Here is a 13,566-nt window from a genome sequence, read left to right on the forward strand (position 1 = left end):
GATCAGCCAAAGAGCTGTTGGCGCCCGCCGTTCGTGGACTCCCGGGCGTGCAGCCAATGCGGAGCCGTGTGCACCTCGAACGGCAGGGGCTCGGCCGAGCGGATGCGGGCCGCCAGGCACTTCACGGCCAGCGAGGCGATGGCGGTCTTGTCGGGGACCACGGATGTGAGGGACGGCGTGCTGTAGAGCGCCTCGTCCGAGCCGTCGATGCTCGCCACGGCGACGTCGTCCGGGATGGTCAGCCCCGCTTCGAACAGGGCGCGCTGGGCCCCGACCGCCAGCAGATCGCTGAAGCAGAAGACCGCGTCGGGGCGTACGCGGGCCGGCAGGGCGGTCAGGGCGCGCATCGCCAGCAGGCCGTTGCGCCGGTCGAACTCCTTGATGGCGGGCGCGAGCCGGGGGTCGTAGGTCACCCCGGCCTCGTGCAGGGCGAGTTGGAAGCCCTCCAGGCGCTGACGGCTGGTCGCCGACGCCTGCTGGTCCACACCGATGGCGGCGATCCGCGTACGGCCGAGGCCGGCCAGGTGCGCGGTGGCATCGCGGGCCGCCGCGACGTTGTCGATCAGGACGTGGTCGGCCCCCACCTGGTCGCGCTCGTAGCTGCGCTCCCCGAGCAGGACCAGCGGGAACTCATTGGCCACGGCGGCGAGTTCATCGGGCGAGACGCCCAGGGGCGACAGGATCACACCGTCCAGCAGGGACGCGCCGACGCCGGTCGCCAGGCGCAGTTCCTCCGTCGCGTCGCCCAGCGTCTCCTCGATCAGGACGGTCAGGCCCAGATGCGCGGCCTCGGCCCGTACGTGCTGGGCGAGTTCGGCGAAGTACGGCGTGGCCAGATCCGGAACGGCGAGGCCGATCAGACCGCTGTGCCCGGTGCGCAGGCGGCGGGCCGACGGGTTGGGCCGGTAGCCGAGCTGGTGCACGGCCTCCAGTACGCGCTTCCGCGTGGCCTCGGATACGCGGGGAGCATTGCGTACAACGTTGGACACGGTCTTGACCGAAACCCCCGCTCGCTCCGCCACGTCCTTGAGTGTCACCGCGGCCACTGGCCAACCTCCTCACCTGTGTTTCTCCGCATTATGCATGGACTGCGGTGGACTGTCAGCGCCGGGGTGGCTCGGAATCCCGTTCCGGACGAGGGGTTGACCGTGGCGAGATATCGCGGTTACAACGTTGGAACCAATCGATAGCAAGCGGTTGCTACCGAGGGCGTCACGCGGGCAGCCGACTGCTGCCCGTCGGACGGGTCCGGGCTGCCCGCCCGTGCCTACGGCGCCGAAGCTCACCGCATATCTCATGAGAGGGTCCGCATGTCTTCGCACCGCTCCACCACCCCACTGCGCACAGCCGTGGTCGGCACCGGGGGCATCGCGCGCTCCAGCCACCTGCCGGCGCTGCGGACGCTCGCCGACGCGGGCGAGGTGGAGCTCGTCGCCGCAGTCGACGTCGACATGGATGCGGTGCGCGCGTTCGCGGACGGTGCCGGGATCCCGCACGCCTCGACGGACCTCGACGCGACCCTGGCCGAACTGCGCCCCGATCTCGTGGTGTTGTGCACACCGCCCGCCGTGCACCGCGACCAGGCGGTGACCGCGCTCAAGGCGGGCGCCTGGGTGTGGTGCGAGAAGCCGCCGTGCCCCTCCCTCGCCGACTTCGACGCCATCGAGACCGCCGAGCAGCCCGGGGACGCGGGACCGTACGCCTCCATCGTCTTCCAGCACCGGTTCGGCTCCGGCGCGCGCCATGTGCGGCGGCTGCTGCGGGACGGGGCGTTCGGCCGCCCGCTCGTCGCCCACTGCCAGACCACCTGGTACCGGGACGCCGCCTACTACTCCGTTCCGTGGCGCGGGCGGTGGGCGACCGAGGGCGGCGGGCCCGCCATGGGACACGGCATCCACCAGACGGATCTGCTCCTGGACCTGATGGGGCCCTGGAGCGAGGTGCGGGGGATGGCGGCGCGGCTCGTGCACGACGTGGAGACCGAGGACGTGTCGACGGCGCAGGTGCGGTTCGCGAGCGGCGCCGTGGCCACCGTGGTCAACAGCGTGCTGAGCCCCGACGAGGTGAGCCGGATCCGTATCGACTGCGAGCTCGCCACGATCGAACTGACCCACCTCTACGGCTACCGCAACGCGGACTGGCGCATCACCCCGGCCCCCGGTGTCCCCGAGGAGACCGTGGCCACCTGGCGCGACTTCGGCACGGACGAGCCCAGCTCGCACCTGGCCCAGCTCCGCGCCCTGGTGGCCGACATCAGGGCGGGCCGCCGCCACGCGACCAGCGGCGCGGGCGGCCGGCAGACGCTCGAGTTCATCACCGCCCTGTACAAGTCCGCGTTCACCGACACCCCGGTCCGCGCGGGGGAGATCGGCCCCGGCGACCCCTACTACACCGAGCTGCACGGCGGCGCCCAGGGCTGGGCGCCGGACACCGCCCGCAAGGAAGAGGCCCACGCATGACGCTCGCACTGACCCACGCCCACGGTGACCGCATCACCGTGGCCCACGAGGCGACCGGCACCGAACTGTTCGCCTATGTGTACCGCCCCGAAGCCGCGTGGGAGGCCCCCAAGCCGTATCTGCACCCGGTCCGGACCCTCTCCGGCGGTCTCGTCACCGACTACCGGCCCAACGACCACCGCTGGCACAAGGGGCTCCAGCTGACGGCCTCCCATCTGTCGGGCCAGAACCTGTGGGGCGGGAACACCTATGTCCACGGCGAGGGGTATGTCGCGCTGCCGGAGCGGATCGGCTCGATGGCACACGTCGCCTTCGAGGAGGTCGCCGCCGCGGACGGGCGGGCCGTGATCGCCGAGCGGCTGACCTGGCATCCGTACGACGGTGAGCTGTGGGCCGAGGAGGAGCGCCGCATCGAGGTGAGCGATGTCGATCCGCGGGCCGGCAGCTGGTCGTTGACATGGACCTCGGCGGTCACCAACCGCCGCAGGGAACCGCTGCGTTTCGGCAGCCCCACCACCCACGGCCGCCCGGCCGCCGGATACACCGGGCTGTTCTGGCGGGGCCCGCGCGCCTTCCGCGACGGCCACGTCTTCACCGCCGAGGCGGAGGGCGGCGACCTCATGGGCAGCCAGGCTCCCTGGCTGGCATACGTCGGTGAACACGACGGGCGCGACGGCCACGCCACGGTCGTCTTCGAACACGCACCGGCCAACGACCACGCGGGCGAGAAGGGGACGCACCCGGCGCACTGGTTCGTGCGCAGCGACCCGTTCGCCGCGGTCGCGCCGTCCTGGGCGTTCCACGAGGAGCTCGTCCTCGACCCCGGCGACACCCTCTCCCGTGGCTACCGCGTGACCATCGCCGACGGCGCCTGGGACCGCGAGCAGGTCACCGCCCACCTGGACCGGCACACATGGTGAGCGCGACCTACGACGGCTTCCCCGCGGCCGTCGGCGTGTCCCGGCTGCGGGTCTACGACTGGCCCACCGTCGACGGCAGGCCCGGCGGTGGCACCCCGCATCTGCACCTCACATGCGGCGAGGGGTATGTGGTGACGGCGGGCCGGGGCGCCGTGCAGACCCTGACCACCTCCGGCTACCAGGAGACGCCCCTGGAGCCGGGCACCGTGGCCTGGTTCACGCCCGGCACGATCCACCGCCTCGTCAACGAGGGCGGTCTGGAGATCACCGTCGTCATGCAGAACAGCGGCCTGCCCGAGGCGGGCGACGCCGTGCTCACGCTGCCGCCCGACCTGCTCACCGACGCCGAGACCTACGCGGACGCGATCCGGATCCCCTCCGATGTCCCCGAGGCCGAGCAGGCGGCGGTCGCCCGCGCCCGCCGCGATCTGGCGACGCGCCGGTTCCTGGAGCTGCGGGGCGCCACCGAGAGCGGGGACCCGAAGCCGCTGGCGGAGTTCCAGCGGGCCGCCGCCGATCTCGTACGCCCCCTGGTGGACGCCTGGGAGCGGCGCTGGCGCGACGGCGCGCGGGCCGCCACGTCGGCGACCGCGGCCCACCTCGCCGCCCTGCGCGACAAGGACGAGCGGTATCTGACCGAGGCCCGGGTCGCCGCGACCGGGCCCACCGCACGCGGACGCTTCGGCATGTGCGGCCGCCTGGACGTCTATCCGGGGATCTGAATCCCTCCGGCTGCCTTGCGCAGCACTCCCCCGCACACCCTCTCCTCCCCTGGAAGGCCCCCATGCCCGAGCCTCCGAACGGCCGGCTCCCACGCCCGAGCCGCCGGGCCGTCCTGGCCGTTGCCGCCGTCGGCCTCAGCACCGCCCTGACCGGCACGCTCTCCGCGTGCTCCGCCGCGAGCGGCGACACGTCCGGCATCACCCTCCGGTTCTCCTGGTGGGGCAACGACGACCGTGCCGCGCGCACCGAGAAGGCGGTCCGCCTCTTCGAGAAGGAACACCCCGGTGTCACCGTGCGCACGTCCAACGGCGACTTCGGCTCGTATCTCCAGAAGCTGGCCACCCAGGCGGCCGGCGGTGGGGTGCCCGACGTGGTCCAGCTCGACTACCGGCAGATCTCCCAGTACGCGAGCGGCAAGGCGATCATGCCGCTGGACGGTGTCATCGAGGACCGGACGGTCCGCACCTCCGACATGGACAAGGACTTCCTGCGCACCGGCACCTACGAGGGCAGGCAGTTCGCCCTGCCCATGGGGCGTGGCATCACCGGATACGCCTACGACTCCGCCGTCTACAAGAAGGCCGGTATCGCCACGCCCCGGCCCAGCTGGACCTGGCAGGACTGGGCGAAGGCCAACGAGAAGATCGCCGCCCTGGGGATGAAGTCCCCCGACGGACGCCCCTACACGGGTTCCAACGACGGCGGCGACAACGAGGACGTCTTCGAGACCTGGCTGCGCAGCCGCGGCAAGAACCTCTACGCGAACCAGACGAAACTCGGCTTCACCGAGGACGATCTGACCGCCTTCTGGTCGTTCCGCGACCGGCTCCGCAGGGCGGGAGCCATCGCTCAGGCCAAGGACACCGCGCAGGCCAAGAGCACCGAGACCAGCCCCATCGGCCGCCGTCTCGCGGCCGCCGACTTCACCTGGGACGCACCGTTCCCCGGGTACACGGGTCTGCTCGGCGAGGACATCCACTTCGCGCCCGTGCCCACCACCGGCGGCCGGCAGGGCACGTATTTCAAACCGACCATGCTCCTCGGCATCGGCGCGAACACCGAGCACCCCAAGGAGGCGGCGCAGTTGATCGACTTCCTCCTGAACGACCCGCGGGCCGGCGACATGCTCGGCTTCTCCCGGTCCACTCCGCCGAACCGCAAGATCGCCGCCCGGGTCGCCAAGACGCTCGAGGGACCGGAGCGGGAGATCTTCGAATACTCGCAGACGATGGAGAAGTACGGCCTGGACGCCCCGCCGACCGCACCGCCGCCCGGCGACCTCGCGATCCAGACGGCGTTCAAACGGGGCTACCAGCGCGTGATGTACGGCATGGCCACACCGCGGCAGGCGGCACGTGAACTCATCGACGAGGCGAACCGGGAGCTGGAGTCATGAGCACGGTCTCGACGACGAGTGCGCCCGAACGCGCCGCCCGCACGACGCGGCCGGGCCCGCGGAAGAGCAAGCGGCGCCAGGTCCGTGAACGGCAGTGGCCCGCCTATGTGTTCCTCTCCCCGTGGATGATCGGCGCGGTCGTGCTGACCCTCGTGCCGATGGTCGTGTCCCTGTACCTGTCGTTCACGGACTACAACCTGTTCGACCCGCCGCACTGGGTGGGGCTGCGCAACTACAAGGAGATGCTGACCGAGGACCCCCGCTACTGGCGGTCGGTCGGCACCACGATGCTGTACGTCGTCGTGGCCGTCCCGCTGAAGCTGGGCCTCGCCCTCGGTGTGGCGATGCTGCTGAAGAACCTCAGCCGGGGCCGGGGCTTCTACCGCTCCGCGTTCTACGCGCCGTCCCTGCTCGGCGCGAGCATGTCCATCGCCCTGGTGTGGAAGGCGCTGTTCAACGACGGCGGCACCGTCGCGGACGTCCTGGACTCGGTGGGCATCCACACCGGCGGCTGGGTCGGCAACCCCCATCTCGCGGTGTACGGGATCGTCCTGCTGACGGTGTGGCAGTTCGGCGCGCCCATGGTGATCTTCCTTGCGGGCCTCCAGCAGATCTCGCCCGACCTCTACGAGGCCGCGGCGCTCGACGGCGCGGGCCGCTGGCGGCAGTTCGTGTCCATCACCGTGCCGATGCTGTCGCCGGTCGTCTTCTTCAACCTGGTCCTGGAGGTCATCAACTCCTTCCAGGTCTTCACCCCGGCCTTCGCCATCAGCGGCGGTGACGGCGGCCCCGCCGACTCCACGATGTTCTACACGCTGTACCTGTACGAGCGCGGCTTCACGGCCTCGCATATGGGATACGCGGCGGCGATGGCCTGGCTGCTGCTGATCGCCATCGGCGCGATCACCCTGATCCTGTTCCGGACCTCCCGGTCCTGGGTCTTCTACGCGGACGAGGAGGGCCGATGAACATCGCCACGAAGCGGTGGCTGCCGCACACGATCTCGGCCGTCGCGCTGCTCGTCCTGCTGTATCCGCTGGTCTGGCTGCTGGCCACCTCGCTGAAGCCGGCCGACGAGGTGATGACCAGCCTCGATCTGTGGCCCAGCCACCTGGAGTGGTCGAACTACACGACCGCCCTGGACGGGGTCTCGGGCGTCACCGTCACACATCTGCTCGGCAACACCCTGCTGATCGCGGGGGGCGCCGTCCTCGGCAACGTCCTGTCCTGCTCGCTGGCCGCCTACGCCTTCGCCCGGCTGCGCTTCCGCATGAGCAAGGTGATGTTCGCCTTCATGGTGGCGACGCTGATGCTGCCGCACCACGTCGTGCTGATCCCGCAGTACATCATCTTCAACCGGCTCGGCCTGGTGGACAGTTTCTGGCCGCTGATCCTGCCGAAGTTCCTGGCCACCGAGGCGTTCTTCGTCTTCCTCATCGTCCAGTTCATGCGCGGCCTGCCGCGCGAGCTGGAGGAGTCCGCGCGGATCGACGGCTGCGGTCCCTTCCGTACCTACTGGTCGATCACGCTGCCGCTGGCCCGGCCCGCGCTGATCACCACGGCCATCTTCACGTTCATCTGGACGTGGAACGACTTCTTCACGCAGATGATCTATCTCTTCGCGCCGGAGAAGTACACCATCACGCTCGCCCTGAGCAGCTTCGTCGACCAGTCGAGCACCTCCGCGTACGGGCCCATGTTCGCCATGTCGGTGATCTCGGTGCTGCCGATCGTGCTGTTCTTCTTCGTCTTCCAGCGCTACCTGGTGCAGGGCATGGCCACGTCCGGACTGAAGGGGTGAGGCACACCATGGCCCACGCACCGATCGCGCCCCCGCGCGAGCGCCGGGAACCAGGAGAGGTCTTCGGCTCCGGCTTCACCCTCTTCGCCGACATGCTGCTCATCGGCCTGCTCACCAGCCTCGCCTGTCTGCCGGTCGTCACGGCCCCGGCCGCGTTCGCCGCCGCGTCCGCGACGCTCCGGCGGGCCGCGGGCAACGGAGTGCAGGTCAGGGCCGGTACGTACATCGCTCACCTCCGTGCCCATCTGTCCGCGCGGTCGGCGGCCCTCGGGCTGGTGCCGCCGCTGCTCGCGGTGGTCGTCCTGATCGATGCCGCGCTGATGCGGGCCGCGCTGCCCGGAGCGGCCGTCATGGCGCCCGCCCTCGCGCTGCTCATCCTGGGCGCCACGGTCGTGGCGCTGCGGGCGGCCGCGCTGGAGGCGCCGCACGCCCTGTCCGCACGCGAGGCGCTGCTCCGCTCGGCCGCGAACCCGCGCGGCAGTCTTCTGCTGGCCGGTGCCGTGCTTCTCAGCGGGCTCCTGGCCTGGTCGATTCCGCTGCTGATCCCGCTGCTGCCGGGCCCGCTGGCGTTCGCCGCCACGGTCGTGGACCTCCGCTCCCCCGCGGACGCCCAGGAGAGCTGAACCGCGCAGCGGCACCTCCCCATCCCCCACCCACGCACCACACCACCGGAGTTCACGCATGCCCCTCCCGCACCTGGACGCCGCAGGCCATCCGAGGCCGCAACTGATCCGCGATCCCGACTGGCGCGACCTCGGCGGTTCCTGGCGGTTCGCCCACGACGACGAGGACCGCGGCCGCGCGGACCGCTGGATGGACCCGGCGACCTCCGCACCGTTCACCGGCACCGTCACCGTGCCCTATCCGCCCGAGTCCGCGGCCTCGGGCGTGGCGGACACCGCCTTCCACCCCGTGCTCTGGTACCGGCGCACGATCGACGTGGCCCGGCCAACCGCCGGGCGGCGGCTGCTGCTGCACTTCGGTGCGGTCGACCACCGGGCCGAGGTCTGGCTGAACGGCCGCCTGGTGGGACGGCACGAGGGCGGGCACACCGGCTTCACCTGCGATCTGACCGACGCCGTCGACCGGGACGGCGAGCAGACCCTCGTCGTCCGCGCCGAGGACCAGCCGCTCGATGCCACACAGCCCCGCGGCAAGCAGGACTGGCGCCGGGATCCGCATGTCATCTGGTACCACCGCACCTCCGGGATCTGGCAGCCGGTGTGGCTGGAAGAGGTCCCGGCCGAGCACATCGCGCTTCTGCACTGGACCCCCGAGGTCGCCCACGCCCGCGTCCGCTGCCGGCTGCGGCTCGGCCACTGGCCGCGGCGCCCGCTCACCGTGACGGTCCGCCTCACGCGGGGCGAGCGGGTGCTCGCCGAGCAGCGGACGCTGATCGAGGGCCAGGAGACGGAGTTCGACGTCGCGGTGCCCGCCCTGCGGCACGGGCAGGACCTCGACGACCTGCTCTGGCGTCCCGAGCGGCCACAACTCGTCGACGCGGTGGTGGAGCTGCGCGACGCGGCCGAGGACACACCGGTGGACCGTGCGACGTCCTACCTCGGCCTGCGCGACATCGGCTGGGACGACGGCGTCTTCCTCCTCAACCACAAGCCGTACTTCCTCCGGTTCGCGCTCCAGCAGGGCTACTGGCCCGCATCGCATCTGTCGGCCTCGGCCGAGGAATTGCGCCGCGACGTCGAACTGGCGAAGGAGATCGGCCTCAACGGGCTGCGTATCCACCAGAAGGTCGAGGACCCGCGCTTCCTGTACTGGGCCGACCGGCTCGGGCTGCTGCTGTGGGAGGAGATGCCGTCGGCGTACGCGTTCGGCGCGCGGACCGTCGAGCGCGTGGTCGCCGAGTGGACCGAAGCCGTCTCCCGCGACCTCAGCCACCCCTCGATCGTCGCCTGGGTCCCGATCAACGAGTCCTGGTCCGTGCCGAACCCGGCGCTCGTCCCCGCGCAGCGCCACTTCATGGACGCCCTCTACCACCTCACCAAGGCCCTGGACCCCTCCCGCCCCGCCGTCTCCAACGACGGATGGGAGATCTCCGCCGCCGATATCTGGGGCGTCCACGACTACACCCAGCACGCGAACGTACTGCGTGAGCGGTACGGCCACGCCTCGCTGCGGCAGGGCGAGCTGGCCGAGCAGTGGCCCGGCGCCAAACGGCTGACCCTGGACGGCGTCCGCCACCAGGGGCAGCCCGTCGTCCTCAGCGAGTTCGGCGGCGCGACCTTCGAACCGGCCGAAGGCGCCGAGTGGTTCGGCTACGACACCGTGGCCACGAAGGAGGACTTCGCGAAACGCCTCGCCGACCTGGTGGCCGCCGCGGTGGACTCCGGGCTCGCGGGCTACTGCTACACCCAGTTCACCGACACGGAACAGGAGACCAACGGCCTGCTCACACCGGACCGCCGGCCGAAGATCCCCCTGGCCGAACTGCGCGACATTCTCACCCGCCCACGCGCATAGCGTGTCCCGCCGTGCGAGGGCTCGGAGCAATTCCCTTCGTTCTTCCACAGAGGAGAAACCGCAATGGCGCGATCCGAGTACGAGTACAGTCGTCGCCGAGTGCTCCAGGCGTCCGCCCTCGCCTTCGCCACCGTACTGAGCCCGTGGGGCACGGCGGCCGGCTTCGCCCAATCGGCAGGCACCCCCGATGAGGACGGCTACGATCTCTGGCTGCGCTACCGCCCCCTCACCGATGCCCGGCGGCTCGCCGAGTACCGGAAGGCCCTGGCCGGTCTGGCGCGCCAGGGCGAGGGCCCGGTCATGGACAGCGCCGAGCTGGAACTGCGGCGGGCCGCCCGGGGCCTCACCGGCAGCGCACCGGCCCGGGTTCCCGCCGACCGGGCCTCGGTCGTCATCGGCACGGTGGACGAGTCGCCGGTCGTGCGCTCCCAGCTGAGCCCCGACCGGCTGGCCCGGATCGGTGCGCAGGGGTTCGTGATCGAGATGACCGGACCGCCGGGCAGGCGGCGCCTGGTCATCGGGGCCCGTGGTGCTCGCGGCGTGCTGGCCGGGGTCTTCCATCTCATCCGTCTGCTCCAGCTCGAGCGGCCACTGCACAAGCTGTCCGTCTCGGAGAAGCCGCGCACCGCGCTGCGCATGATGAATCACTGGGACAACATCGACGGGTCGATCGAGCGTGGCTACGCGGGCACGTCGCTCTTCGAGTGGGACAAGCTGCCGGACATCTCCGGCCGGCTCGTCGACTACGCGCGGTCCATGGCATCGATCGGCATCAACGCCTCGGTGCTCAACAATGTGAACGCCGGGGCCGACTTCATCACCGGCGAGATGCTGACCAGGCTCAGACCCCTGGCCGCGCTTCTCCAGTCATGGTCCATCTCCACCTGGCTGTCCGTCAACTACGCCAGCCCGATGATCCTGACCGCGCATGACACCGATCCGATCACGACAGCCGATCCCGCCGATCGACGGGTCCAGCAGTGGTGGCGGGACAAGAGCGCCGAAGTCTTCAACAGCCTGCCCGGGTTCGGCGGGTTCCTGGTGAAGGCGAACTCGGAGGGGCAGCCCGGCCCGCTGGACTACGGACGTACCCATGCCGAGGGCGCGAACATGCTGGCCCGCACGGTCGCACCGCACAACGGGCAGATCGTCTGGCGCAGCTTCGTCCACGAGGATTTCAGCGACTGGGCGGAGTACCAGTACCGGGTGTTCGCCCCGCTGGACGGCGAGTTCGACGACAACGTCATCCTCCAGACCAAGTACGGACCGATCGACTTCCAGATCCGCGAGCCCGTACACCCCCTGTTCGGCGCGATGCGCCACACCAACCAGATGCTGGAACTCCAGCTCACCCAGGAGTACACGGGCCACACGCTCCACACCACCTATCTGGCCCCGCTGTGGCGGGAGGTGCTGACCTTCCCGACGCGGGGGCCCGGCACCGGACCGACCGTCGCCGACATCCTCGCGGACGACGACGGCCGTGCGCCGCGGGCGGGCATCGCCGGGGTCAGCAACTTCGGCAACGCCCGCGACTGGACCGGCTATCTGCTGGGCGCGGCGAACACCTACGCCTTCGGCAGGATGTGCTGGAATCCGGACGCCGACCCCCGGGATCTGGCCGCGGAGTGGGCCGGGCTGACCTTCGGCACCGACGAGGCGGTCACCGAGGTGGTGGCCGACATCCTGACGCACTCGCGCCGGACGTACGAGGACTACACCTCGCCGCTGGGAATGGGCTATCTCACCGACCCCGGTGGCGACCATCTCGACCCGAACCCGCTGGGTACCCTCTTCCAGTCACACCACTCCACGACCGAGGGCACCGGCTTCGACCGCACCGAGGCGACCGGCAGCGGCTTCACCGGGCTCTACCCACGGCCGTGGCGGGAGCGCTACGAGTCCACGGCGGCCTGCCCCGACGAGCTGCTGCTGTTCATGCACTGGGTGCCGTACGGCCATCGGCTGCGGTCGGGCAAGACGGTCATCCAGCACATCTACGATACGCACTTCACCGGGGTCGACCACATCGACCGGTTCCTCGCCGGGTGGAGCGCACTGTCCGGGAAGGTCGACCCGCGGCGCCATGCCGCCGTCACGGCGGGCTTCGAGGCCCAGCGGGAACACGCGACGTTCTGGCGCGACACGGTGGTCGGTTTCTTCTTCGACAAGAGCCGCGTCGTCGATGCGCGGCGGGAATGGCTGCAAGCGGCGCCGAACGGTTCGCGGGTACTGCTCGGCGGCCGTCCGAACCTCCTGCCGGTCACCGTCACCAACGCCTCGGCGCGGAACCGCGACCTGACGGTCGTACTGCGGCCACCGTCGGCGGACTGGCGCACCGAACCCGCCGAACGGTCCGCGGCCGGGGCCGCGACCGCCGAGTTCGAACTGCCGGTCACGCCCCCGTTGCCGGGCACCGTCGCCGCCCTGGACCTGGACGTGGCGCCGAAGCTCACCCGGCTCGACGGCCGGCCACCGTCCCTGGTCGTGGCGCCCGATGGCAGCCGATGCCACATGGCGCTCAACGCCGGTCCGCGGAACGGGACTTCGATGCCCGGCTACGACGCCCTGACCCCCGAGTCGGCCTGGTCGGCGTCGGCCGGCCACGGCTGGGTCGGCGCCGCCCCGTCGGCCAGGGACCGCGGTGGCGAGCCCCTGTTGCGCGACCACCTCTGGCACAACTCGTCCCGGGTGCTGCGCGTGGCCGTGCCGGCGGGCAGGCACACCGGGTACGCGCTGGTCGGTGACACCGGTGCCACGGCCTCGCCGACCCGGGTCGCGGTGGACGGCGCCACGGTCGCCACCAGTCCGAAGCAGCCCAGCGGAACCTTCACCTGGCTGGAACTCCCCCTCGACGGCGGTGCCACCGGCCGCACCACGGACATCACGTTCACGGGGGTGGGCGGACCCTGGCGGCTGTCCGCGTTCGCCATCACGGACCCCGGCGCCCCGGTGCCGTCCCTGGTCGTCATGCGGGCGGTGGCGGATCCGGTGTGGTGGACGGGCCGGGCCAACCCGGTCACGGTGCTGGTGCGCAACACCGGCACCGAGGACCGCGATGTCACCGCCCGCCTCGTCACCCCCGACGGCTGGTCCGGCACCGAACGGACCGTGACCGTCCGCGCCGGGGCCGAGCGAGAGCTGACCGTCACCGCGACCCCGGTGTCCACCCCGGGGTTCGCCACCGTCGAGATCCGGCTCACCAGCGGCGCCGAGGAGATCGAGCGCGGCCGGTCGGTGTCCGTGGTCACCACGCCGCACCCCGATGACGCGGCCGCGGCGTTCGACGCCGGCCCGCCGTCCAGCCCACTGCTGACCGGGTACACCAGGCTGTCGCCCGAGGACGTCTACACCGCCGACCGCGGCTTCGGCTGGGTCGGCGACCGGCCGAACACCCGTGACCGGGGCAACGCCGACGATCTGCGCCGTGACATCGTGATGCAGCGGGGCGAGCCCATCGTCCTGCGCGTCCCGGTGCCGGCCGGCAGGCACACGGTGTGGGTGCTGACCGGCGACTCCCTCACCGATTCGGGCATCACCACCATCTCCGAGGACGGCACGGTCCTCGGCCGCTCCGGCGACGACAGCCTGCCGAGCCGAGCCTTCGTCTGGTTCTCCTTCGACCTCGACGGTGGAGCCGGCGGACGCACCGCCGACCTGGAGATCACCGGCTCGAAGCTGAACGGCCTCTGGCGCATCGCGGCCCTCGTCGTCATCTGAGCCCACCCCCCGCGCCGTACACCCATCCGTTCCTCCGGGCGCGGTCCGCGACCCGGCATCTCCGATAGC

General features: G+C 71.2%; 10 protein-coding genes. 9 read left to right on the forward strand and 1 reads right to left on the reverse strand.

Translation table 11 applies throughout. The features are described 5' to 3' along the window. Positions 1-2: 2 nt before the first annotated feature. Complete coding sequence (locus AB0E24_RS05740) at positions 3-1,046, reverse strand: LacI family DNA-binding transcriptional regulator (RefSeq protein ID WP_206331143.1); 1,044 nt, start codon at positions 1,044-1,046, stop codon at positions 3-5. Between the two features lie 264 nt (positions 1,047-1,310). Between AB0E24_RS05740 and AB0E24_RS05745 the strand changes: the two genes are divergently transcribed. The 9 genes from AB0E24_RS05745 (at position 1,311) to AB0E24_RS05785 (ending at position 13,497) form a co-directional block, all read left to right on the forward strand. Continuing rightward, complete coding sequence (locus AB0E24_RS05745) at positions 1,311-2,459, forward strand: Gfo/Idh/MocA family protein (protein WP_359375035.1); 1,149 nt, start codon at positions 1,311-1,313, stop codon at positions 2,457-2,459. Next, positions 2,456-3,379: a DUF6807 domain-containing protein gene (locus AB0E24_RS05750; RefSeq protein ID WP_359375036.1), complete on the forward strand. Its 924-nt coding sequence runs from the start codon at positions 2,456-2,458 to the stop codon at positions 3,377-3,379. Before AB0E24_RS05745 ends, AB0E24_RS05750 begins: the two co-directional genes overlap by 4 nt. After that, a complete protein-coding gene (locus tag AB0E24_RS05755) occupies positions 3,373-4,101 on the forward strand; it encodes a cupin domain-containing protein (protein WP_174882903.1) in 729 nt (242 codons plus the stop codon). Before AB0E24_RS05750 ends, AB0E24_RS05755 begins: the two co-directional genes overlap by 7 nt. 62 nt (positions 4,102-4,163) lie before the next feature. Then, positions 4,164-5,498, forward strand: coding sequence for an ABC transporter substrate-binding protein (locus AB0E24_RS05760; RefSeq protein ID WP_359375037.1), 1,335 nt, complete (start codon positions 4,164-4,166; stop codon positions 5,496-5,498). Beyond that, a complete protein-coding gene (locus AB0E24_RS05765) occupies positions 5,495-6,466 on the forward strand; it encodes a carbohydrate ABC transporter permease (RefSeq protein ID WP_079255915.1) in 972 nt (323 codons plus the stop codon). The genes AB0E24_RS05760 and AB0E24_RS05765 overlap by 4 nt, the downstream gene beginning before the upstream one ends. Beyond that, on the forward strand, positions 6,463-7,299 hold the full coding sequence (locus tag AB0E24_RS05770) for a carbohydrate ABC transporter permease (protein ID WP_079255916.1): 837 nt from the start codon (positions 6,463-6,465) through the stop codon (positions 7,297-7,299). The genes AB0E24_RS05765 and AB0E24_RS05770 overlap by 4 nt, the downstream gene beginning before the upstream one ends. Before the next feature lie 8 nt (positions 7,300-7,307). Beyond that, positions 7,308-7,922, forward strand: a complete 615-nt coding sequence (locus AB0E24_RS05775) for a hypothetical protein (protein ID WP_069862926.1) — start codon at positions 7,308-7,310, stop codon at positions 7,920-7,922. A gap of 58 nt (positions 7,923-7,980) precedes the next feature. Further along, positions 7,981-9,777: a glycoside hydrolase family 2 TIM barrel-domain containing protein gene (locus tag AB0E24_RS05780; RefSeq protein ID WP_283888263.1), complete on the forward strand. Its 1,797-nt coding sequence runs from the start codon at positions 7,981-7,983 to the stop codon at positions 9,775-9,777. A 63-nt stretch (positions 9,778-9,840) separates the two neighbouring features. Then, positions 9,841-13,497: an alpha-glucuronidase family glycosyl hydrolase gene (locus AB0E24_RS05785; RefSeq protein ID WP_359375038.1), complete on the forward strand. Its 3,657-nt coding sequence runs from the start codon at positions 9,841-9,843 to the stop codon at positions 13,495-13,497. Positions 13,498-13,566: the final 69 nt, after the last annotated feature.

Origin of the sequence: Streptomyces malaysiensis subsp. malaysiensis, from assembly GCF_040653035.1 — a bacterium.
GTDB classification, from domain to species: domain Bacteria; phylum Actinomycetota; class Actinomycetes; order Streptomycetales; family Streptomycetaceae; genus Streptomyces; species Streptomyces malaysiensis.

Coding starts and splice junctions, on each gene's coding strand:
- AB0E24_RS05765 (WP_079255915.1), top strand. CDS start 5,495: ATGAGCACGGTCTCGACGACGAGTGCGCCCGAACGCGCCGCCCGCACG.
- AB0E24_RS05780 (WP_283888263.1), top strand. CDS start 7,981: ATGCCCCTCCCGCACCTGGACGCCGCAGGCCATCCGAGGCCGCAACTG.
- AB0E24_RS05755 (WP_174882903.1), top strand. CDS start 3,373: ATGGTGAGCGCGACCTACGACGGCTTCCCCGCGGCCGTCGGCGTGTCC.
- AB0E24_RS05770 (WP_079255916.1), top strand. CDS start 6,463: ATGAACATCGCCACGAAGCGGTGGCTGCCGCACACGATCTCGGCCGTC.
- AB0E24_RS05750 (WP_359375036.1), top strand. CDS start 2,456: ATGACGCTCGCACTGACCCACGCCCACGGTGACCGCATCACCGTGGCC.
- AB0E24_RS05760 (WP_359375037.1), top strand. CDS start 4,164: ATGCCCGAGCCTCCGAACGGCCGGCTCCCACGCCCGAGCCGCCGGGCC.
- AB0E24_RS05785 (WP_359375038.1), top strand. CDS start 9,841: ATGGCGCGATCCGAGTACGAGTACAGTCGTCGCCGAGTGCTCCAGGCG.
- AB0E24_RS05745 (WP_359375035.1), top strand. CDS start 1,311: ATGTCTTCGCACCGCTCCACCACCCCACTGCGCACAGCCGTGGTCGGC.
- AB0E24_RS05775 (WP_069862926.1), top strand. CDS start 7,308: ATGGCCCACGCACCGATCGCGCCCCCGCGCGAGCGCCGGGAACCAGGA.